At 61.1% G+C, this 22,167-nt stretch carries 18 protein-coding genes and 1 pseudogene; 11 read left to right on the top strand and 8 right to left on the bottom strand.

Features of this window, described 5'->3' with window-relative positions:
- The first annotated feature begins 190 nt into the window (after positions 1–190).
- Positions 191–460 (top strand): response regulator transcription factor, encoded by a 270-nt coding sequence (locus tag PspR76_RS21265; protein ID WP_159958479.1) that lies wholly within the window; start codon positions 191–193, stop codon positions 458–460.
- A 61-nt stretch (positions 461–521) separates the two neighbouring features.
- On the opposite strand, the gene PspR76_RS21260 is transcribed toward PspR76_RS21265, so the two are convergent.
- Positions 522–800 (bottom strand): DUF3509 domain-containing protein, encoded by a 279-nt coding sequence (locus PspR76_RS21260; RefSeq protein WP_048721059.1) that lies wholly within the window; start codon positions 798–800, stop codon positions 522–524.
- A gap of 395 nt (positions 801–1,195) precedes the next feature.
- On the opposite strand from PspR76_RS21260, the pseudogene PspR76_RS21255 reads away from it, so the two are divergent.
- The 5 genes and pseudogenes from PspR76_RS21255 (at position 1,196) to PspR76_RS21235 (ending at position 7,000) form a co-directional block, all read left to right on the top strand.
- A pseudogene (locus PspR76_RS21255) lies at positions 1,196–3,022 on the top strand (long-chain-acyl-CoA synthetase).
- Positions 3,023–3,118: 96 nt separating this feature from the next.
- A complete protein-coding gene (locus PspR76_RS21250; RefSeq protein WP_159958477.1) occupies positions 3,119–3,634 on the top strand; it encodes an ankyrin repeat domain-containing protein in 516 nt (171 codons plus the stop codon).
- A gap of 41 nt (positions 3,635–3,675) precedes the next feature.
- Positions 3,676–4,206: a hypothetical protein gene (locus PspR76_RS21245; protein WP_159958475.1), complete on the top strand. Its 531-nt coding sequence runs from the start codon at positions 3,676–3,678 to the stop codon at positions 4,204–4,206.
- A 67-nt stretch (positions 4,207–4,273) separates the two neighbouring features.
- Positions 4,274–4,465, top strand: a complete 192-nt coding sequence (locus PspR76_RS21240; RefSeq protein WP_159958473.1) for a PLDc N-terminal domain-containing protein — start codon at positions 4,274–4,276, stop codon at positions 4,463–4,465.
- A gap of 447 nt (positions 4,466–4,912) precedes the next feature.
- Positions 4,913–7,000: an LTA synthase family protein gene (locus tag PspR76_RS21235; protein WP_159958471.1), complete on the top strand. Its 2,088-nt coding sequence runs from the start codon at positions 4,913–4,915 to the stop codon at positions 6,998–7,000.
- 56 nt (positions 7,001–7,056) lie between these two features.
- On the opposite strand, the gene PspR76_RS21230 is transcribed toward PspR76_RS21235, so the two are convergent.
- Positions 7,057–7,209 carry a DUF3309 family protein gene (locus PspR76_RS21230; protein ID WP_003236711.1) on the bottom strand — a complete coding sequence of 51 codons (153 nt, stop codon included), beginning with the start codon at positions 7,207–7,209 and terminating at the stop codon, positions 7,057–7,059.
- A gap of 328 nt (positions 7,210–7,537) precedes the next feature.
- Here PspR76_RS21230 and PspR76_RS21225 point away from each other — a divergent pair, with 328 nt between their 5' ends.
- Both PspR76_RS21225 and csrA read left to right on the top strand, forming a co-directional pair.
- The gene (locus PspR76_RS21225; protein ID WP_159958469.1) at positions 7,538–8,353 is read left to right on the top strand and encodes an SDR family oxidoreductase; all 816 of its coding nucleotides are present in this window, start codon (positions 7,538–7,540) and stop codon (positions 8,351–8,353) included.
- Positions 8,354–8,594: 241 nt separating this feature from the next.
- Entirely contained in the window at positions 8,595–8,786 is a 192-nt protein-coding gene (gene csrA / locus PspR76_RS21220; RefSeq protein ID WP_159958467.1) for a carbon storage regulator CsrA, read from the top strand.
- A gap of 7 nt (positions 8,787–8,793) precedes the next feature.
- On the opposite strand, the gene PspR76_RS21215 is transcribed toward csrA, so the two are convergent.
- From PspR76_RS21215 to mnmC, 5 genes are all read right to left on the bottom strand, one after another.
- On the bottom strand, positions 8,794–9,021 hold the full coding sequence (locus PspR76_RS21215) for a YheU family protein (RefSeq protein WP_003192759.1): 228 nt from the start codon (positions 9,019–9,021) through the stop codon (positions 8,794–8,796).
- A 75-nt stretch (positions 9,022–9,096) separates the two neighbouring features.
- Positions 9,097–10,281, bottom strand: coding sequence for an osmoprotectant NAGGN system M42 family peptidase (locus tag PspR76_RS21210; RefSeq protein WP_159958465.1), 1,185 nt, complete (start codon positions 10,279–10,281; stop codon positions 9,097–9,099).
- 136 nt (positions 10,282–10,417) lie between these two features.
- Positions 10,418–12,163: an N-acetylglutaminylglutamine synthetase gene (gene ngg, locus PspR76_RS21205; RefSeq protein WP_159958463.1), complete on the bottom strand. Its 1,746-nt coding sequence runs from the start codon at positions 12,161–12,163 to the stop codon at positions 10,418–10,420.
- A gap of 3 nt (positions 12,164–12,166) precedes the next feature.
- Complete coding sequence (locus PspR76_RS21200) at positions 12,167–13,939, bottom strand: N-acetylglutaminylglutamine amidotransferase (RefSeq protein WP_159958461.1); 1,773 nt, start codon at positions 13,937–13,939, stop codon at positions 12,167–12,169.
- A gap of 143 nt (positions 13,940–14,082) precedes the next feature.
- Positions 14,083–16,074, bottom strand: coding sequence for a bifunctional tRNA (5-methylaminomethyl-2-thiouridine)(34)-methyltransferase MnmD/FAD-dependent 5-carboxymethylaminomethyl-2-thiouridine(34) oxidoreductase MnmC (gene mnmC / locus PspR76_RS21195; RefSeq protein WP_159958459.1), 1,992 nt, complete (start codon positions 16,072–16,074; stop codon positions 14,083–14,085).
- Positions 16,075–16,228: 154 nt separating this feature from the next.
- On the opposite strand from mnmC, the gene pap reads away from it, so the two are divergent.
- The 3 genes from pap (at position 16,229) to PspR76_RS21180 (ending at position 20,245) form a co-directional block, all read left to right on the top strand.
- Complete coding sequence (gene pap / locus PspR76_RS21190; RefSeq protein ID WP_159958457.1) at positions 16,229–17,743, top strand: polyphosphate:AMP phosphotransferase; 1,515 nt, start codon at positions 16,229–16,231, stop codon at positions 17,741–17,743.
- A gap of 153 nt (positions 17,744–17,896) precedes the next feature.
- Positions 17,897–19,081 carry a thiolase family protein gene (locus PspR76_RS21185; protein ID WP_159958455.1) on the top strand — a complete coding sequence of 395 codons (1,185 nt, stop codon included), beginning with the start codon at positions 17,897–17,899 and terminating at the stop codon, positions 19,079–19,081.
- A gap of 207 nt (positions 19,082–19,288) precedes the next feature.
- Positions 19,289–20,245, top strand: a complete 957-nt coding sequence (locus PspR76_RS21180; RefSeq protein ID WP_159958453.1) for a DMT family transporter — start codon at positions 19,289–19,291, stop codon at positions 20,243–20,245.
- A gap of 507 nt (positions 20,246–20,752) precedes the next feature.
- Here the strand turns inward: PspR76_RS21180 and PspR76_RS21175 are convergent.
- Entirely contained in the window at positions 20,753–22,141 is a 1,389-nt protein-coding gene (locus PspR76_RS21175) for a class II fumarate hydratase (RefSeq protein ID WP_159958451.1), read from the bottom strand.
- Positions 22,142–22,167 lie beyond the last annotated feature (26 nt).

The following is a 22,167-nucleotide window of genomic DNA, read 5'->3' as shown; positions in this document are numbered from 1 at the left end:
TCCACTCAGGTAAGTTGGCATTTGCTGTGGGAATTGGCTTAGTTATTTGTAGGCTGTAGCTGTTTATGCAGCGTCTCCTGCATTCAGCCCATTCGGTATGTAACTCTCTCCTTGTTCGATGTTTATATCACCTGTCAATAGCAGGAATCCGAAAGGTGATATGGAATCCATGACTAAAGGAGAGAGATCAATGAGTGGCCGAGAGGACTCGTGTCGTACGCCGGATACCGTGCCCGTGGTCGTCAGAAGGCGCCTGAGCTTGGGGGGCAAGCCTCTTACCCCGACTGAGCTGGAAATTCTGCGCTGGGCCTCGGAGGGCAAGACCGTCTGGGAAATCAGCCAGATTCGCGCCACTTCAGAAGCCACGGTGAAATTTCACCTGCGCAACATCTACGGCAAGTTGGAAGTCACTAACCGCGTACAGGCTATGAATGAGGCCAGCCGCCAGGGATTGTGCTGAAACCACACAAAAAAGGGCCGCGACGCTCAACGGCGTCGCGGCCCTTTTTCATTGGGGTGATTTACGCCGAATGGTAAGTCGGCAGCGCAAAGCGATTCTGGCTTTGCAGCATCGAAATTTGTGGCAGGTCGCTGGCTTGTTCGGCCAGGTCGCGGCGAATGGCGCTGATCACCCAAGTCAGTTGGTCAGCGGTGTGCAGCTGTTGATACGAAATCGAACGCTTGACCTGTTTGCCTTCGCTGTTGCGCAGGGTCAACAGGATCCCGCCGTCTGGGCGTGGCTGAGTGGTGACGTCGTATTGGGAGAATACAGAAGCGAATTTATCTTGGATCAGGCTCATGTCTATCAGCTCCGTTGGCTCAAGTTGGCAAGCATGGAGTGATAGGTGCAGTGATTGTGCCAGTATTGGGTTTGATAAAAAAACGTTATAAATCAGTGGCTTAAAAAAATTTGGAATTTTCGGTTTCGTGCAAATTGCATGAATGGCCATCGTGCATCCTGCATTTTGCGCTATCGGGCCTCGCCGTTTCAGGCTGCCCATACCGATAAAGACTCTTGATACGGCGCACAATTCCATTTTTGTCGGGCATTGGGCCGGGATACAAAACATTTCAAATCCCACGTGTACAGCCGAAGAACCTCAGGCGTATTTTTCTGCAAGGCATTCGGTCTCCTGCCTACAGGCCCGACGCCGTTTCTGGATCAGACGAAGAATAAGAAAAAGGACGTTCCTCCATGAGCCATCAGCAAGACGACATGATCACCTGGGGCAAGATGCTGCGGAAGGTGCCCGCGATTGTTCGCGCCCTGCCGCGCGTGGTGCGCGGCATGCGCGCCGCGAATGTCACCGACCCCGAGCAACCCTGCGGCCTGGGTTGGCACTTTGAACAGGCCACCCTGCGTAACCCTGACGGCGCTGCGTTGTTATATGGCGACAGCGTGCTCAGCTACCGCGACGCCAACGGGCGCGCCAACCGTATTGCCCATCACTTGCACGAGCAGGGCATCGGCAAAGGTGACGTCGTTGCGCTGTTTATCGAAAATCGCCCCGAATTGTTGTTGCACGTGCTGGCCGTGGCCAAGCTGGGTGGCATCTGCGCCATGCTCAACACCTCGCAAACCCAGGCGGCGCTGGTGCACAGCCTGAACCTGGTGAGCCCGGTGGCCATTGTGGTGGGCGCGGAACTGGTGGCTGCCTACACGGTGGTGCGTGATCAAGTGCAAATCCCGGCGGACAAGACCTGGTTTGTCGCCGATCAACACACCGGCGCTGTGCCTGAGGGTTACATCGACCTGACGGCGGCGAGTGCCGAATGCCCGGTGGACAACCCCGCCAGCACTGGGCAAATCTTCTTCAACGACCCGTGCTTCTAAATCTACACCTCCGGCACCACCGGTTTGCCCAAGGCCGGGATCATGAAACACGGGCGCTGGACCAAGACCGCCGTCAGCTTCGGCAGTATCGCCCTGGACATGGGCCCGCAGGACGTTCTTTATTGCACCTTGCCGCTGTACCACGCCACCGGCCTGTGCGTGTGCTGGGGCTCGGCGATTGTCGGGGCGTCGGGGTTTGCCATTCGGCGTAAGTTCAGCGCGAGCCAGTTCTGGGACGACGCGCGCAAGTTCAAGGCAACCACCTTGGGCTATGTCGGTGAGCTGTGCCGCTACTTGCTCGACCAGCCCGCCAGCGCCCAGGACCTGGACAACCGCGTGACCAAGATGGTCGGCAATGGCCTGCGCCCCGGCGTTTGGGCGCAGTTCAAGCAACGCTATGGGGTTGAACATATCTGTGAACTGTATGCCGCCAGCGACGGCAATATCGGCTTCACCAATGTGCTGAATTTCGACAACACCATCGGCTTCTGCCTGCAGCACTGGGCCTTGGTGGACTACTCCCATGAGACCGGTGAGCCGATTCGTGGCGATGAGGGTTTCATGCGCAAAGTACAAACGGGCGGGCAGGGGTTGCTGCTGGCCCGGATCGACGAAAAGTCGCCGTTCGACGGCTACACCGACCCGGAAAAGAACCGCAAGGTGGTGCTGACCGACGTGTTCGAGAAGGGCGACCGTTACTTCAACACCGGCGACTTGTTGCGCAGCATCGGCTTCGGCCATGCGCAATTCGTCGACCGGTTGGGCGACACCTACCGCTGGAAGGGCGAAAACGTCTCGACCACCGAAGTGGAGAATGTGTTGCTGCAACACCCGCAGATCGCTGAGGTGGTGGCCTACGGTGTCGAGATCGAAAACACCAATGGTCGCGCCGGCATGGTTGCCATTACGCCAAGCGAATCCTTGGCCTCTTTGGATATGCGCGAACTGCTGCAATTCGCCCACGGGCAATTGCCGCACTATGCGGTGCCGCTGTTCCTGCGCATCAAGGTGAAGATGGAAACGACTGGCACCTTCAAGTATCAGAAAGTGCGGCTTAAGGAGGAGGCCTTTGATCCGGACAAGGCCGGCAATGATCCGGTATTTGCGTGGCTGCCAGGTTCGGATTGCTATGTGCCGGTTACCGGGCAATTGTTGGCACAGATTCGGGGTGGGCACTTTCGTTATTGATTCTGCCTATGGCCGCTTTTGGCAAAAAAACCATGACAGTGGGGAACTCCATCGCGACACTGGGCGCCTATAAAGCACCCAGACAAGGAGCCCCACATGTCAGACCAGCCTAAACAAATGACCGAAGAAGAAGCCGCCGAATTTGCCGAGCAAGTCTTCGACGTGGCCCGCAAAGGCGATGCCGCGATGCTCGCCGCACTGCTGGCCAAAGGCTTGCCGCCCAACCTGCGCAACCACAATGGCGACACCTTGCTGATGCTTGCGGCCTACCATGGCCACGCCGACGCAGTAAAAGTGCTGCTGGAATTCAAGGCTGACCCGCAAATCGCCAACGACAAGAACCAGCTGCCAATGGCCGGTGCGGCGTTCAAGGGCAACCTGCCAGTGGTCAAGGCGCTGATCGAAGGCGGTGCGCCGGTCGATGCGGCCTCTTCGGATGGGCGTACGGCGTTGATGATGGCGGCGATGTTCAACCGCGCCGAAATGCTCGACTACCTGCTCAGCCAGGGCGCCAACCCCAAGGCCACCGACGCTCAGGGCGCGACTGCGCTGGCAGCGGCTCAGACCATGGGCGCGGCGGATACGGCGGCGAAGTTGCAGAATCTGGTGTAGGCTACGCGCCCTCGAAAACCAGCTCGCCACAGGATCACCCCATGAAAACCGCCCTCGTCGAACTCATCAGTAAAATCAGCGCCGGCGTCATGGGCGAGGACGAAGTGGCGCGCATTGCCGAGGAAGCGGCCCAGGCCTACGCCGACCCGGCGGCGTTTCTGGCAGCCAACCCGGATATCAACTACGACGACACCTTCCCGATTCCTCTGGGTGAGTGGGTCGTCGTCGGTAGCCTGCCGGACACCGTGCTGTTTCAGGCCGACACCTATGGCGACCTGTTTGCGCAGATCGTCGCGTCGTTCGGCCCGGGCGTGGCGTTCAACCTCAAGCCCAAGCAGCTGGCCAAGACCGAAGACCTCACTGCGCTGAACCGCATCCAGATCCAGATGAGCGCGCTCAGCCCGGAAGACGGCGGCTACGTGCTGCTGAACTTCAGCCAGTTGCTGGACGACGAGATCCAGGCGGTGCTGGTTTACGGCAATGACTTACCGCGCGTTCTGGAACTGTGTGCTGAAGTCGGCATCAAGGCCGAGCCATCCCTGGAAGCGCTGCGAATCGCCGTCCATGTCTGAAATAAAACGGAACCCCCGTCAGGCCTGACTATCCTACAAGTGCATGCCCTCACTTAGGAGCGACACCATGGGTTCCACTTTTAATAGCTTGATTGGCCTGATCATTCTGGTACTGGATATCTGGGCGATCATCAACGTGTTCAAAAGCGGCGCAAGCACCGGCGCCAAGGTGCTGTGGATTCTGTTGATCCTGCTGTTGCCGGCACTGGGCCTGATCATCTGGGCGATTGCCGGGCCACGCGGTAACGTGCGGGTGTGAGGCCACCAGTGTTCACTCATATCCTGAGTGGGCACAGTAAATGTGGGAGCTGGCTTGTGTGGGAGCTGGCTTGCCTGCGATTGCATCACCGCGATGTAGCTGATAAACCGCGGTGCCTGCATCGCGGGCAAGCCCGGCTCCCACATAAGCCCCGCTCCCACATTGGTTTCAGGCACATCCATAAGATTTGTGTCGAAACTATTCGCTGCACAGAATTTTCACATCTTTTCCAAGACAATCCGCCGGTTTACGCCTGCGCCAAGGCACTTGTTCAAGTGTCATTAAAGGCAGGGCGACGGCGCACGTTCAGTAATTAATGGCGTTGATGCCATTGATCGGGCACCATTTGCGCCACCGCGTTAACCGCCTACCCCAGCCAGCCTGGGCGAGGGACGGACGCCACTGCATTTTTTCGCAACTTAAACTTCCAATGGGTCCTGAAACGACATGGCAAACCCGGACGCCCTGAGTCAGCAGCGAGCTTCTAATCGCCTGCTGCAACCGACCGTCAAATCCCATCTGGCGTACACGCTGCTTTGCGCACTGGTCATGATGGTGATGTTCTCCCTGCTGCGCCTGGCGCTGCTGGTCTACAACCGCGAGATGATCCTCGACACGCCGGCCTCGACCTTCCTCGAAGCGTTCGTCAACGGCACGCGCTTTGACATCCGCTTTGTGATGTACGCGCTGGTCCCGCTGCTGCTGGCCCTGTTCAGCGTTCGGGCCATGGCGGCGCGCGGGTTCTTCCGTTTTTGGCTGACCGTAGCCTCCAGCATTGCCCTGTTCCTGGGCTTGATGGAGATGGGCTTCTACCGCGAATTCCACCAGCGCCTCAACGGCCTGGTCTTCCAGTATGTAAAGGAAGACCCGAAAACCGTGATGAGCATGCTCTGGTACGGCTTCCCGGTGGTGCGTTATCTGCTGGCCTGGGCCGTGGGCACGCTGATCCTGAGCATCGCCTTCAAGGGCGCTGACCGTGCGACGCGCCCACGTGGCCCGTTCAGCGGCGGCAGCATCGGCACACGCCAGGTTGCACCGTGGTACACGCGCATCGCCGTCTTTGTGGTGTGCCTGCTGATTGCCGTGGTCGCCATCCGTGGCACCCTGCGCCAGGGCCCGCCGCTGCGTTGGGGTGACGTCTACACCACCGAATCGAACTTCGCCAACCAGTTGGGCTTGAACGGCACCTTGTCGCTGATCGCCGCCGCCAAGTCGCGCTTCTCCGAGGAGCGTTCGAACATCTGGAAAGCCACCCTGGACCAACCGCTGGCCACCCAGACCGTGCGCGACATGCTGGTGTTGCCGCAAGAAAAGCTGGTAGACACCGACACCGCCGCCGTGCGCCGTGACTACACGCCACCGGCCGAGAAGACCCTGCCGATCAAGAACGTCGTCGTGATCCTGATGGAAAGCTTCGCCGGTCACTCAGTGGGCGCCCTGGGCCGCCCAGGCAACATCACGCCATACTTCGACAAACTGTCCAAGGAAGGCTTGCTGTTCGACCGCTTCTTCTCCAACGGCACCCACACCCACCAGGGCATGTTCGCCACCATGGCGTGCTTCCCGAACCTGCCGGGCTTCGAATACCTGATGCAGACCCCGGAAGGCAGCCACAAGCTGTCGGGCCTGCCGCAGTTGCTCAGCGCGCGCAAGTTTGACGACGTGTATGTCTACAACGGCGACTTCGCCTGGGACAACCAGTCAGGCTTCTTCAGCAACCAGGGCATGACCAACTTCATCGGGCGTAATGACTTCGTCAACCCGGTGTTCTCCGACCCGACGTGGGGCGTGTCCGACCAGGACATGTTCAATCGTGGCCTGGAAGAGTTGAAAGCCCGCGAAGGCGGCAAGCCGTTCTACGCACTGCTGCAAACCCTGTCCAACCACACGCCGTATGCGTTGCCGACGCCATTGCCGGTCGAGAAAGTCACCGACCGTGGCAGCCTCAACGAGCATTTGACGGCCATGCGTTACTCCGACTGGGCCCTGGGCCAGTTCTTTGAAAAGGCCCGCAAAGAGCCGTACTTCAAGGAAACCCTGTTCGTGATCGTGGGTGACCACGGCTTCGGCAACGAGCAGCAAATCACCGAAATGGACTTGGGCCGCTTCAACGTGCCGATGCTGATGATTGCACCGGGCATGCAGGAGAAGTTCGGCGAGCGTGACCACACCGTGGGCACTCAGATCGACATCGTGCCAACCATCATGGGCCGCCTTGGTGGCGACACCCTGCACCAGTGCTGGGGCCGTGACCTGCTGAACCTGCCGGAAGGCGACAAGGGTTTTGGCGTGATCAAACCATCGGGCAGCGATCAGACAGTGGCCCTGGTCACCGCAGACCGCATTCTGGTTCTGCCCAAGGAAATGCCACCGAAGCTGTGGGAATATGAACTGGGCGCTAACCCGACCGGCAAAGTGATTCCCGAGTCACCGGACGAAGCGGCGCTTAAGCAGAAGCTTGAGTCGTTCCTGCAGACCGCCACCAAGAGCCTGTTGGATAACACCGCCGGTGTGATTGACGGCAAGCCGGACTAAGTAGCCGAGCATAAAAAAAGAGGCCTCATTGAGGCCTCTTTTTTTTTGTGCGGGTTTTATATCCGACCGAGCAACAACAGCACCACCAATACCACCAGGACAACGCCCAGGATACCCGACGGGCCATAACCCCAGTTACGCGAGTGCGGGAAGACTGGCAAACCGCCTACCAGCAGCAGGATCAGGATAATGATCAGAATGAGGCTCATGGTTTTTTTCCTTATAGGCCTTCTGCAAAGACCGGTTATTAAACAATAGGCCGTCATTTAAATACGGACGCCTTATTAACTCCGACTCTACCGGCGCGCAGAAAATTCCGTGGTTTTTTAAAGCATTTTGCAAACTAGCTTATTTCTTTTAATACGTTCGCAACTACAGTGATCTCGTTGAAAAAGATTGAACTTACGCTATAAGTCGCTCTCGCACCCGGTTCAGGGTTTGCCCGAGGCATTCATCAACTGGATGGTGCGTGGGTGCAGGAAAAACCTTCGCTACACTGCCGATCACTTCTTCCGTGAACCACAAGGCAACTTTCCTATGCAAAATCGCATGATGATCACCGGCGCCGGGTCCGGCCTGGGTCGCGAAATCGCGCTGCGCTGGGCGCGCGAGGGTTGGCAGCTGGCCTTGTCGGACGTCAGTGAGCCGGGGTTGCAGGAAACCCTCAAGCTGGTGCGCGAGGCGGGGGGGGATGGGTTTATCCAGCGCTGCGACGTGCGTGATTACAGCCAGCTCACTGCGTTTGCCCAGGCGTGCGAGGTCAAGCTGGGAGGCGTTGATGTGATCGTCAACAATGCCGGTGTCGCCTCGGGCGGGTTCTTCGCCGAGTTGTCGTTGGAGGATTGGGATTGGCAGATTGCAATTAACCTGATGGGCGTGGTCAAGGGCTGCAAGGCGTTCCTGCCGCTATTGGAGAAGAGCAAGGGCCGGATTATCAATATTGCCTCGATGGCGGCGCTAATGCAGGGGCCGGCGATGAGCAACTACAACGTGGCCAAGGCGGGCGTGGTGGCGTTGTCGGAAAGTTTGCTGGTGGAACTCAAGCAGCAGGAAGTCGGCGTGCATGTAGTGTGCCCGTCGTTTTTCCAGACCAACTTGCTAGATTCGTTTCGCGGGCCGACACCGGCGATGAAGGCGCAAGTGGGTAAGTTGCTGGAGAGTTCGCCGATTTCGGCGGCTGACATTGCTGACTATATCTACCAGCGAGTGGCTGAAGGCGAGTTTATGATTTTGCCCCATGAGCAGGGGCGGATGGCGTGGGCGTTGAAGCAGAAGAACCCGCAGTTGCTGTATGACGAGATGACGGTGATGGCGGACAAGATGCGCGCCAAGGCGCAGGCCGTTAAGGGCTGATGATCATTCCCACGCTCCGCGTCACCTGCAGCGGGACGCAGAGCGTCCGGGGCGGCATTCCCACGCAGAGCGTGGGAACGATCTAACACGATCAAACATTCGTCGTCCCTCCAGTCAATTACATGTCTGTCAGGCAAATTACCGGCTTGCGTAGGCCCGGCCTGATTTAGCGATGAGCCATTGTCGCCCCTCATTCAAGCGCGCATGTTCAAGGTCCTGTCACTCCAGAAGGACAACCGCCATGCTGGTTTTAAGCCGCGCCGTGGGCGAAATCATCTCTATCGGCGATGACATCGCCTTGCACATCCTTGAGCTGAACGGATCCCAAGTGAAGTTCGGCATCCAGGCCCCGGCAGGGGTCAATGTGCACCGCGCCGAGGTGTATCAGAAAATCCTCGAGCGCCAAGCCACGCAACCCCAAACCAACCCATAGAACAGCCTCAGTCGAACAGATGCTTGGGCACGTCGTGCTTGAGCATCAACTGGCATTGTTCGCTTTCAGGGTCGAACACAATCAGCGCCTGGCCCTTGGTCAGTGCCTGGCGCACGCGCAGTACGCGGGTTTCCAGGGGCGTGTCATCGCCATTGTCGGTGCCGTCGCGGGTGACGAAGTCTTCGATGAGGCGGGTCAAGGTGTCGACTTCAAGTGCGTCGTAGGGAATCAGCATACAAGCCTCAGAGGTAGAATCCCGGCGATGCTACTGCGCCGGGATCGTCGTGACCAGTATCAGGTGTTGCCAGGGTCAGGACTTCTGACCGACCAGGCTGTCCACCGACGGCACGCGGGTGTCGCTCTCCATCTGCGTTTCGTGCTCGATCTGATGGCTGAACCTGTCCAGCGAACCCTGGGCCGGTTGTGCATCGCTGGCAAACACCGGTGGGCTGAGGATGTACGCGCCCAGCAGGCGACTCAACGCCGCCAGGCTGTCGATATGCGTGCGCTCATAGCCATGGGTCGCATCGCAACCAAACGCCAGCAGCGCCGTGCGGATATCGTGGCCGGCGGTCACCGCCGAATGCGCATCGCTGAAGTAATACCGGAACAGGTCGCGACGCACCGGCAAGTCGTTGTCCGAGGCCAGGCGCAGCAAGTGGCGGGACAGGTGATAGTCATACGGCCCGCCGGAATCCTGCATCGCCACGCTTACCGCGTGCTCGCTGGAGTGCTGGCCGGGGGCGACCGGGGCGATGTCGATGCCGACAAACTCACTCACATCCCAAGGCAGGGCGGCGGCGGCGCCACTGCCGGTTTCCTCGGTGATGGTGAACAGCGGGTGGCAGTCGATCAGCAAGGGTTCGCCGCTGTCGACGATGGCTTTGAGCGCGGCGAGCAGCGCGGCGACACCGGCTTTATCGTCCAGGTGGCGCGCGCTGATATGCCCGCTCTCGGTGAACTCGGGCAGCGGGTCGAATGCCACGTAGTCGCCAATGCTGATGCCCAGCGAGTCGCAGTCGGCACGCGTGGCGCAGTAAGCGTCGAGGCGCAGTTCCACGTGGTCCCAGCTCACCGGCATTTCATCCACGGCGGTGTTGAACGCGTGCCCGGAGGCCATCAACGGCAGCACGCTGCCACGGATCACGCCGTTATCGGTAAACAGGCTGACGCGGCTGCCTTCGGCAAAACGGCTGGACCAGCAGCCGACGGGGGCGAGGGTCAGGCGGCCGTTGTCCTTGATTGCACGCACGGCGGCGCCGATGGTGTCCAGGTGCGCGGACACCGCACGGTCCGGGCTGTTTTTCTGGCCCTTGAGGGTGGCGCGAATCGTCCCGCGCCGGGTCATCTCAAAGGGAATGCCCAGCTCTTCGAGGCGCTCGGCGACGTAACGCACGATGGTGTCGGTAAACCCGGTAGGGCTGGGAATGGCGAGCATTTCCAGCAGGACTTTTTGCAGGTAGTTGAGGTCCGGTTCGGGGATGGTTCGAGTCATGGAAACTCCTGATGGGGTGAGGGCGATCGTTCCCACGCTCAGCGTGGGAATGCCTCAAGGGACGCTCTGCGTCCGCTCTTGTGACGCTGAGCGTCACGGGCTGCATTCCCACGCTGAGCGTGGGAACGATCAGTGGTCAGGCAGTCGGCTGGCTATGCGGAAACAACAAATCCACAAACTTCTCCGCCGTCGGTTGCGGCTCATGGTTGGCCAGGCCGGCCCGTTCGTTGGCTTCGATAAACACATACTCGGGTTGATCGGCGGCCGGCACCATCAGGTCCAGGCCGACCATGGGAATGTCCAGCGCGCGGGCGGCACGCACGGCGGCGTCCACCAGTGTCGGGTGCAGGATCGCGGTGACGTCTTCCAGGCAGCCGCCCGTGTGCAGGTTGGCGGTGCGGCGCACGGCCAGGGTTTCGCCGCGCGGCAGGATGCTGCTGTAGTCGTAACCGGCCGCGTGCAGGGTGCGTTGGGTTTCGGCGTCCAGCGGGATCTTGCTTTCGCCGTCGGTGGCAGCTTGGCGGCGACGGCTTTGGGCTTCGATCAACGCGCCGATGGAGTGTTGGCCGTCACCGGTCACCTCGGCAGGGCGCCGGATCGCGGCGGCGACCACTTCAAAACCGATCACCAGAATGCGCAGGTCGAGGCCTTCGTGAAAGCTTTCCAGCAACACACGGCTGTCGAACTGGCGCGCCGCTTCGATGGCCTTCTGCACGTCTTCAATGGTCTGCAAATCCACCGCCACGCCCTGGCCTTGCTCGCCGTCCAGCGGCTTGACCACGATGCGCTGGTGTTCGTCGAGAAACTCCAGGTTGTCATCCGCGCTGCCCGCCAACTGTTGTTGCGGCAGTTTCAAGCCGGCAGCTTTGAGCACCTTGTGGGTCAGGCTTTTGTCCTGGCACAGGGTCATGCTGATGGCGCTGGTCAGGTCGCTGAGGGATTCACGGCAGCGCACGCGGCGCCCGCCATGGCTGAGGGTAAACAGGCCAGCGTCGGCGTCATCCACCTGCACATCGATGCCGCGCCGGTGGGCTTCCTCGACAATGATCCGCGCGTAAGGGTTGAACCCCGCCTGCGGCCCAGGGCCGAGAAACAGCGGCTGGTTGATGCCGTTCTTGCGCTTGATCGCAAAGGTGGTCAGCGCGCGAAAGCCCAATTTGGCGTAAAGGCTCTTGGCTTGGCGGTTATCGTGCAACACCGACAGGTCGAGGTAGCTCAGGCCACGGCTCATAAAGTGCTCGACCAAGTGGCGCACCAACACTTCACCGACGCCGGGGCGTGTGCACTGCGGGTCGACGGCCAGGCACCAGAGGCTGCAACCGTTTTCCGGGTCCTGAAAGGCTTTTTGATGGTTAAGGCCCATCACACTGCCGATCACCGCGCCGCTGTCTTCATCTTCGGCCAGCCAATACACCGGGCCGCCTTGATGGCGCGGCGTCAGGCGTTCGGGGTCGACCGGCAGCATGCCTCGCCCTTGATAGAGCACGTTGACCGCCGCCCAATCAGCCTCGGTTTGCACACGACGGATACGAAAACCACGAAACACGCGCGTAGCGGGGCGGTAATCGCTGAACCACAGGCGCAGTGTGTCGGACGGATCGAGGAACAACTGCTGCGGGTCAATCCCGAGGATCTGCTGCGGCGCCGCCACGTAGAGCGCGATGTCGCGCTCGCCGGGCTGCTCATTCAACAGTTCCTGGGCCAGGCTCGCGGGGTCCGGGAAGGTATGCCCGATCAACAACCGGCCCCAGCCGCAATGCACGGCAATCGGTTCGGCGCCGAGTGGGCTGCCATCTTCCGCCAGGCGGGCTTGCAGGCGCTCGTAGGTCGGCGCCTGGCCCTTCAGCAAGCGTTGGCTGTAAGCCGCTGCAAGAGGTTTCATCACTCAGATTCCTTGTTCGCTGAGCCACAGGTTCAGCGCCGCCAGTTGCCACAGCTTGGAGCCGCGCAGCGGGGTCAGTTGGCCCTGCGGGTCGGTCAACAGGCGGTCGAGCATGGCCGGGTTGAACAGGCCGCGATCCTGGCTAGGGTCGAGCAGCAGTTCGCGCACCCAGTTCAAGGTGTCGCCCTGCAAGTGCTTGAGGCCCGGCACCGGGAAGTAGCCTTTCTTGCGGTCGATGACTTCGCTGGGGATGACCCGGCGCGCCGCTTCTTTCAACACTTGCTTGCCGCCGTCCGGCAGTTTGAATTTGCCTGGCACCCGCGCCGAGAGTTCGACGAGGCGGTAATCCAGGAACGGCGTGCGTGCCTCCAGGCCCCAGGCCATGGTCATGTTGTCGACGCGTTTGACCGGGTCGTCCACCAGCATCACCGTGCTGTCCAGGCGCAGGGCTTTGTCCACCGCCGCATCGGCGCCTGGCATGGCGAAATGTTCGCGCACAAAGTCACCGGCAGCGTCGTTGGCGGTCAGCCATTTCGGTGCGACGGTGGCCGCGTAGTCGTCGTAGCTGCGGTCGAAAAACGCATCGCGGTACGCGGCATACGGGTCACTGGCGCCATCGACTTGCGGGTACCAGTGGTAACCGGCGAACAGCTCGTCGGCGCCCTGGCCGCTTTGCACCACCTTGCAATGCTTGGCCACTTCCCGCGACAGCAGGTAGAAGGCGATGCAGTCATGGCTGACCATCGGCTCGCTCATGGCGCGGAACGCGGCGGGCAGTTGCTCGATGATTTCGCTCTCGGCGATGCGCAGTTGATGGTGACGGGTGCCGTAGTGCTTGGCGATCAGGTCCGAGTACTGGAACTCGTCGCCGCGCTCGCCACCGGCGTCTTCAAAACCGATCGAGAAGGTGGACAAGTCCTGCACGCCGACTTCACGCAGCAGGCCGACGAGCATGCTCGAATCGACACCACCGGAAAGCAGCACGCCGACATCCACTGCAGCACGTTGGCGGATCGCCACGGCTTCGCGGGTGCTGTCGAGCACGCGGTCGGTCCAGTCTTCGAGGGTCAGGTTTTTTTCATCGTCATGGGGGCCGTAAGGCAGGGTCCACCAGGTTTTCTGTTCGGTGTTGCCGTTGGCGTCGATACGCATCCAGCTTGCCGGTGGCAGCTTTTCAATGCCTGCCAGCAAGGTGCGCGGCGCGGGCACCACGGCGTGGAAGTTCAGGTAGTGGTTCAGCGCCACCGGATCGAGGATCGGCTTGATATCGCCGCCCTTGAGCAGCGCCGGCAAGGCCGAGGCAAAGCGCAGGCGCTGGCCGGTGCGCGACAGGTACAAAGGCTTCACGCCCAGACGGTCACGGGCGATAAACAGGCGTTGGGCGTCACGCTCCCAGATGGCAAACGCAAACATGCCATTGAGTTTTGGCAGCAGTGCTTCGCCCCAGGCGTGGTAGCCCTTGAGCAGCACTTCGGTGTCGCCACCGGAATAGAAGGCGTAGCCCAAGGCTTCCAGCTCTTCGCGCAATTCCGGGAAGTTGTAAATCGCACCGTTGAAGGCCAGGGACAGCCCGAGCTGGGCGTCGACCATCGGTTGGGCCGAGCCGTCCGACAGGTCCATGATTTTCAGGCGCCGGTGGCCCAGGGCAATCGGCCCTTGGGCATGGAAGCCCCAGGCGTCGGGGCCACGCGGGGCCAAGTGATGGGTGATGCGCTCAATCGCAGCCAGGTCGGCAGGTTGGGCATCGAAACGTAATTCTCCAGCTAATCCGCACATAAATTCCTTACCGGTTTTTCCGTTGGGGAGGGTCAATACTCAATACGCCCAAAGGGCGCGTACCCAGAAACTGACCCAGTGCTATCCGTGGAGTTTTAGACCGATAAGTTATAAGGCAAATAGCCGCGATGCCTTGAATCGCGCTATTTGCGCGTGGCTGGTTTACCTCGAACCAAGGCGCGCAGGGCAAACCGATTCGGGTGGCAGGCCTCGGCCACACCCGCTGGAACCGGCAGCGGCTCGTCGCTCAGCCAGGCCGCCAGCAGCTCGCCGCACAGGGGCGCGGTGATCAGCCCGCGTGAGCCATGACCGCTGTTGATGTACAGCCCCGGCAGCCATGGGCAGGGCGTATCCGGCACTTGCCGGGCGTCTTTGCCAAGCACCGCATAAGCCTGTTGAAACGCTGTTTGGTCGGCCAACGGCCCGACGATCGGCAGGTAGTCAGGGCTGGTACAACGAAACGCCGCGCGGCCTTGCAGTTGCTCGGGTGCGAGGTGGTCGGCGCCCAGGCGTTGCAGCAGGTCTGCGGAAATCTCCCGCAGCATGTCGAGGTTGCCCGCATGTTCGGCGACGGTGGGCGTGAGGTCTTCATTATTGAAGTCAAAACTCGCGCCCAGGGTGTGTTCACCCAGTCGCGCAGGTGCCACATAGCCCTCGGCGCAGACCACCGTGGCCAAGCTCGCACTCGCTGCGGTTTGCGCCAGCCGGGTGATTTGCCCGCGAATGCGCTTGAGCGGCAAGTCGGCGCTGGGGGCGAAACGCTTGATCTCGGCCGCACCTGCAAGCACCACCACGCTGGCACTCGCCAGCACGCGGTCACCGTCGCGGGCCTGCCACTGGTCGTCGACCCGGTGCAGTTCAAGCGCGTCGTGATGGGTGAGCACTTCAATCAGCGGATGCGCCGCTTGCCAATGGCACAGCGCAGGTGGATGCACCCAGCCACCTTCCGGGAAAAACAGGCCGCCGTGGGCCAGGTCGATACCGGCCTGTTGTTGCGCTTGATCGCGGTCCAGCAGGTGCAGCAATTCGGGAGGGAACGCCTCGGCCAGTTGCGCCTGGCGCTGAGCTTCTTTGGCGTCGAATGCCAATTGCAGCACGCCGCAGCCATCCCAATCGACGCCACGCTGCAAGTGTTCGAGCAAACGCCGAGTGTGGCCGAAACCGCTGAGGATCAGCTGGGACAGCGCGGTGCCATGCGCCGACAGCTTCAGGTACAGCACGCCCTGCGGGTTGCCGGACGCTTCCTGGGCCAGCTCGGTGTGGCGCTCCAGCAGGCTGACGCGCCAACCGCGTGCGGCCAGGCTGGCGGCGGTGGCGCAACCGGCCAGGCCGCCGCCGATGACCATGGCGTGGCGCTCGCCGTCGATGGCGGGTGGGCGCGCGAACCAGGGTTTGGCGGTGGCCGCGGGCGGCGCGTCTTCGGGCCAACCGAGGAATTCACCGCGCAGGATCTCCCACTTATGGCCGATGCCCGGCGTGCGCTTCATCTTGAACCCGGCGGCGTTGATCAGGCGCCGCACCCAGCCGGTGCTGGTGAAGGTGCTGATCGTGGAGCCGGGCGCGGCCAGGCGGGCCAGTTCGGCAAACAGCTCGGCGGTCCACATGTCAGGGTTTTTCGCCGGCGCGAAGCCGTCCAGAAACCACGCATCGACCTGCGCATCCAGTTGCGGCAGTTGCTCCAGGGCGTCGCCGATCAACAGCGTCAGGGTCACGCGGCCGTTGTCCAGCACCAGGCGTTGGAAACCTGGGTGGATGGCGATGTACTGCGCCAGCAACTGCTCGGCGAAGAGCGCTAGTTCCGGCCAGAGGGCGAGGGCGCGTTGCAGGTCGGTGTGGCTCAGCGGGTACTTTTCCACGCTGACAAAATGCAGGCGCGCACCGGCCACCGCGTGTTGCTCGAACAGCTGCCAGGCACAGAGAAAATTCAGGCCGGTGCCGAAACCGGTCTCGCCAATCACCAAACGCCCACCTGCCGGCAAAGCGGCAAAGCGTTCCTGCAAACGGTTCTGTTCGAGGAACACATAGCGGGTTTCTTCAAGGCCCGACTTGTCGGAAAAATACACGTCGTCGAACACCCGCGAGTGCGGGCGACCTTGCTCATCCCAGTCGAGCTGGGCGTGGGTGATGGGGTTCATGGGCGGCTCATACAAATACTGCGGAAAAGACAAGGCCGCCATTCTAGCTGATCAATCGAGGATGAATTGACCCACGGCAAGCGCGGGTGGAATTTCCTCCCGCGTGTTGTTGCCCAATCCGCTAGTCTTGATCCATCTTGAAACGGAGCTGCCCATGTTCGAATCCGCCGAAATCGGTCACGCCATCGACAAAGACACCTACGACGCCGAAGTACCGGCCTTGCGCGAAGCGTTGCTGGAAGTGCAGTACGAGTTGCAGCAGCAGAAGCGCTTCCCGGTGATCATCCTGATCAACGGCGTCGAAGGCGCGGGCAAGGGCGAGACCGTCAAGCTGCTGAATGAATGGATGGACCCGCGCCTGATCGAGGTGCGCACCTTCGACCAGCAGACCGACGAAGAACTGGCACGCCCACCGGCCTGGCGCTACTGGCGGCAACTGCCGGCCAAAGGCCGCATGGGCATCTTTTTCGGCAACTGGTACAGCCAGATGCTGCAAGGCCGGGTGCACGGCCAGATCAAGGACGCACGCCTGGACCAGGCCATCGCCGGTGCCGAGCGCCTGGAAAAGATGCTCTGCGATGAAGGCGCGCTGATCTTCAAGTTCTGGTTCCACCTGTCCAAGAAACAGATGAAGGCGCGGCTCAAGGCTCTGGCCGACGACCCCTTGCACAGCTGGCGCATCAGCCCGCTGGACTGGCAACAGTCCGAGACCTACGACAAGTTTGTGCATTTTGGTGAGCGCATCCTGCGTCGCACCAGCCGCGACTATGCGCCGTGGCATGTCATTGAAGGTGTTGATGCCAATTACCGCAGCCTTACTGTGGGCAAGATCCTGCTCGAAAGCCTGCAAAACGCCTTGAAGCTGCCCAAGGGCAAGGCCAGCGGCATGAACCCGGCGCCGTTGCTGGCGTCGGTGGACCAGAAGAGCCTGCTCGACAGCCTCGACATGACCTTGCGCCTGGACAAGGACGATTACGAGGAACAGCTGATTACCGAGCAGGCGCGTTTCTCCGGGTTGATGCGCGACAAACGCATGCGCAAGCACGCGCTGGTGACGGTCTTCGAAGGCAATGACGCGGCGGGCAAGGGCGGGGCGATTCGGCGTGTGGCGGCGGCGCTGGACCCGCGCCAATACCATATCGTGCCGATTGCCGCGCCAAGCGAAGACGAGCGCGCCCAGCCTTACCTGTGGCGGTTCTGGCAGAAGATACCGGCGCGCGGCATGTTTACCGTGTTTGACCGCTCGTGGTACGGCCGCGTGCTGGTGGAACGCGTCGAGGGCTTCTGCACCCCGGCGGATTGGATGCGCGCCTACGGCGAGATCAATGACTTTGAAGAGCAGCTGCGCGACGCGGGCGTGATCGTGGTCAAGTTCTGGCTCGCCATCGACAAGCAGACCCAGCTGGAACGCTTCCAGGCCCGCGAGGAAATCCCGTTCAAACGCTTCAAAATCACCGAAGACGACTGGCGCAACCGCGACAAGTGGGACGACTACCGGGCCGCCGTGGGCGATATGGTCGACCGCACCAGCACTGAAATCGCGCCGTGGACCTTGGTGGAAGCCAATGACAAACGCTGGGCGCGGGTCAAGGTGTTGCGCACCATCAATCGCGCGCTGGAAGAGGCGTTCGATAAAACCGACAAGCATGACAAGAAGAAAAAGAAATAGCCTTGGCTGAGCTTCCTGTAGTTGGCAGGCTTGCCACAACAAGCCTGCCGCTCACCATGCTTTTGTATATGCCGGGTGAATGATCGTCGCGGTTGGCTAGGGCTGGATCTATCCTCGATCCATCTTCCAACAATGACAAGATCGAGGTAGCCCATGCGTGAAGTAGTGATCGTCGACAGCGTGCGAACCGGCCTGGCCAAATCCTTTCGCGGCAAGTTCAATCAGACCCGTCCGGATGACATGGCTGCCCATTGCGTGAATGCGCTGCTGACCCGCAATGGCATCGACCCGGCGACGGTCGAGGACTGCATCGTCGGCGCCGGCTCTAACGAGGGCGCCCAGGGCTACAACATCGGGCGCAACGTGGCGGTGCTTTCACAGCTGGGCACCGGCACGGCCGGCATGACCCTCAACCGCTTCTGCTCTTCGGGCTTGCAGGCGATTGCCATCGCGGCCAACCAGATTGCCTCGGGTTGCAGCGACATCATCGTCGCCGGTGGGGTTGAGTCGATCAGCCTGACCATGAAAAGCGTCAACACCGACAACCTGATCAACCCACTGCTTAAAGAACAGGTGCCGGGCATCTATTTCCCCATGGGCCAGACCGCCGAGATTGTCGCGCGCCGCTACAACGTCAGCCGCGAAGAGCAGGACCTGTATGCCCTGCAAAGCCAGCAGCGCACTGCCCAGGCTCAGGCCGATGGCTTGTTCGACGATGAAATTGTGCCGATGACGGTCAAGTACGCAGTCGAGGACAAGAACACTGGCGCGGTACAGGTGCTGGACGGCGTGGTTGATCGCGACGACTGCAACCGCCCCGACACCACGCTCGCCAGCTTGCAGGGGTTGAAGCCGGTCTTCGCCGAGGACGGCTCGGTGACGGCCGGCAACTCCTCGCAGCTGTCCGACGGCGCTTCGATGACCTTGGTGATGAGCCTGGAAAAAGCCCTGGCGTTGGGCCTCAAGCCCAAGGCGTTTTTCCGTGGCTTTACCGTGGCCGGCTGCGAGCCGGACGAAATGGGCATCGGCCCGGTGTTTTCGGTGCCCAAGTTGCTCAAGGCCAAAGGCTTGCAGGTGGCGGACATCGACCTGTGGGAACTCAACGAAGCCTTCGCCTCGCAATGCCTGTATGCGCGTAACCGCCTGGAAATTGATAACGCCAAATACAACGTTAATGGTGGCTCGATCTCGATTGGGCACCCATTCGGCATGACCGGTTCGCGGCAAGTCGGGCATTTGGTGCGCGAGTTGCAACGGCGCAATCTGCGCTATGGCATCGTCACCATGTGCGTGGGCGGCGGCATGGGGGCCACCGGGCTGTTCGAAGCGGTGCGCTAAATCTCATTGAAGGAATAGGGGCAATGTGGGAGCTGGCTTGCCTGCGATGGCGGTGTATCTGTCGAGATTTTTTGTCTGACCCACCGCTATCGCAGGCAAGCCAGCTCCCACCTTTGATTTGTGCTGTTCTGGAAAATATCGCTCGCCAAGGCACCCCTTGGTCCCCCTAGAATGCTGCCTCCACTTCCTCAGGCATTCGGGGCACTCATGCACATCTCTTCCGGCCGCTGGGTCTATGGCTTTGGCTTGACCCTGCTGACCGCGTTCCTGTGGGGCATTCTGCCGATCAAACTCAAGCAAGTGCTGCAAGTGATGGACCCGGTGACAGTCACCTGGTTTCGCCTGGTCGTGGCCGGCAGCTGCTTGTTTATCTACCTGGCACTCACTCGTCGCTTGCCCAGCCGCAAAGTACTCGGCCCCAAGGGTGGCTGGCTGGTGGCCATGGCGGTGTGCGGGCTGGTGGGCAACTACGTGCTGTACCTGGTGGGCCTGAAAATGCTCAGCCCCGGCACGGCACAGTTGGTGGTGCAGATGGGGCCGATATTCCTGATGGTCGCCAGCGTGTTTGTGTTCAAGGAGCGTTTCAGCCTGGGGCAGGGCGTGGGTCTGGTGGTGTTGATCATCGGCTTTGGGCTGTTCTTCAACCAGCGACTGGTGGAAATGCTGACGTCCCTGGGCACTTACACCGCCGGGGTGCTGACCATCCTGCTGGCCACCACCATCTGGGTGTTCTACGCCTTGGGCCAGAAGCAGTTGCTGACGGTGTGGAATTCGTTGCAGGTGATGATGGTGATCTATCTGTCTTGCGCCGCGCTGCTCACACCGTGGGCGCATCCGCTGGAGGCACTGCAGCTGAGCCCGCTGCAAGGCTGGTTGTTGCTGGCGTGCTGCATGAATACGCTGGTGGCGTACGGTGCGTTTGCCGAGGCGCTGGCGCATTGGGAGGCTTCGCGGGTGAGTGCGACGTTGGCGTTGACGCCATTGGTGACGTTTGTGGCGGTGGCGTTGGCGGCGTGGTTATGGCCGGATTTTGTGCAGGCCGAAGAGATCAATGCGTTGGGCTATGTGGGGGCGCTGGTGGTGGTGCTGGGGTCGGCGACTGTGGCGCTGGCGCCGTCGTTGCTGGCTGGGCTCAGGGCTCGGCGGGTGCGCTTGGCGTCTTGATGACGGAAGCGCCGAAGCTATATTTTTGTAAACAGGTTCAACTGTGGGAACCCGGTTCAACTGTGGGAGCTGGCTTGCCTGCGATAGCGGCCTTCCGGCCAACCCAAATCTTGCTGATGCAGCACTGTTTTTAACTGTGGGAGCGGGCTTGCTCGCGAAGGCGGCCTCCCGGTTGGCAGGGATGTCTAGTCGGAGTACATATCCATTACTGCGGTAACGGCCGCTTAGGGTTCCGCTCTTACAGCGGCTCACTTTTTGAGGGACCAAAAAGTAAGCAAAAAGTCCTCGCCCCACCACTCGGCACCTCGCTCACGCTTCGGTGTGCCCGCACGCAGGCTTGAATCCGTGGGCCGCCGCGATGGGCCATCCTTGGCCCAGCGCGGCTAACCCGGCGTCCTGCCGGGTTACCCACGGATTCAAGCCTGCGTGCGGCCAGCGTGGTTGACGGGGCGCCTGAGATCAAGATCAAGATCAAAAGCACATCAACAGCAGATCAAAAACCTGAGTTTAATGCCCGGCTTCCAGCATGTTTTCCGGGCGTACCCATTGGTCAAACTCTGCATCGGTAAGGAAGCCTAGCTCCAGCGCGGCTTCGCGCAGCGTCAGGCCTTCGGCGTAGGCTTTTTTGGCGATTTGCGCCGATTTGTCGTAGCCGATGTGCGGGTTGAGTGCGGTCACCAGCATCAGCCCGCGTTCCAGGTGTTCGGCCATTTGCTCGGCATCCGGTTCAAGGCCGGCGATGCAGTGTTCCTGGAAGTTGTTGCAACCGTCGGCCAGCAGGCGGATCGATTCCAGCAGGTTGTGGATGATCACCGGTTTGTACACGTTCAGCTGCAAATGCCCTTGGCTGGCGGCAATGCCGATGGTTACGTCGTTGCCGAGTACCTGGCAGGCCAGCATCGACAGCGCTTCGCATTGGGTGGGGTTGACCTTGCCGGGCATGATCGAGCTGCCGGGTTCGTTGGCCGGCAATTTGACCTCGGCCAGCCCGGTGCGTGGGCCGGAGCCCAGCAGGCGCAGGTCGTTGGCGATTTTCATCAAGGCCACGGCCAGGGTTTTCAGCGCGCCGTGCAAGGTCACCAGCGGTTCATGGCCGGAAAGGGCGGCGAATTTGTTCGGTGCGGTTACGAACGGCAGCCCCGACAACGCGGCCAGCTCGGCAGCAATCGCCTCGCCAAAGCCATGGGGCGAATTGAGCCCGGTGCCGACGGCGGTGCCGCCCTGGGCCAGTTCGCACACCGGAGGCAGGGCACTGCGGATCGCGCGTTCGGCGTAATCGAGCTGGGCGATAAAGGCCGAGAGTTCCTGGCCGAAGGTGATCGGCGTGGCGTCCATCATGTGGGTGCGGCCGGTCTTCACCAGTTTCATATGCCGTGCCGACAGTTCCGCCAGGCCGCCCGAAAGGTTGGTGATTGCCGGCAGCAGTTGCTTGTTCACCGCTTGCACCGTCGCGATGCTCATCGCTGTAGGGAAACAGTCGTTGGAACTCTGCGAGCGGTTCACATGATCGTTAGGGTGAACCGGGCTTTTGCCGCCACGGGTCTTGCCCGACAGCTCGTTGGCGCGGCCGGCGATCACTTCATTGGCGTTCATGTTGCTCTGGGTGCCGCTGCCGGTCTGCCACACCACCAGCGGGAACTGGTCGTCATGCTGGCCGTCGAGCACCTCATCGGCGGCCTGTTCGATCAGCCGGGCGATATCGGCAGGCAAATCGCCATTGCGGTCGTTGACCCGCGCCGCCGCTTTCTTGATCAGCGCCAGGGCATGCAGCACCGCCAACGGCATGCGTTGCTCGCCGATGGCGAAGTTCACCAGCGAACGTTGGGTCTGCGCGCCCCAGTAAGCGTCATCCGGGACTTGGACTTCTCCCAGGCTGTCGGTTTCGATACGGCTCATCGGGCACACTCCTTCAGGTTCGTTTG

Origin of the sequence: Pseudomonas sp. R76, from assembly GCF_009834565.1 — a bacterium.
Classification (GTDB): domain Bacteria; phylum Pseudomonadota; class Gammaproteobacteria; order Pseudomonadales; family Pseudomonadaceae; genus Aquipseudomonas.
This window is presented reverse-complemented; position numbering and strand designations above follow the sequence as displayed.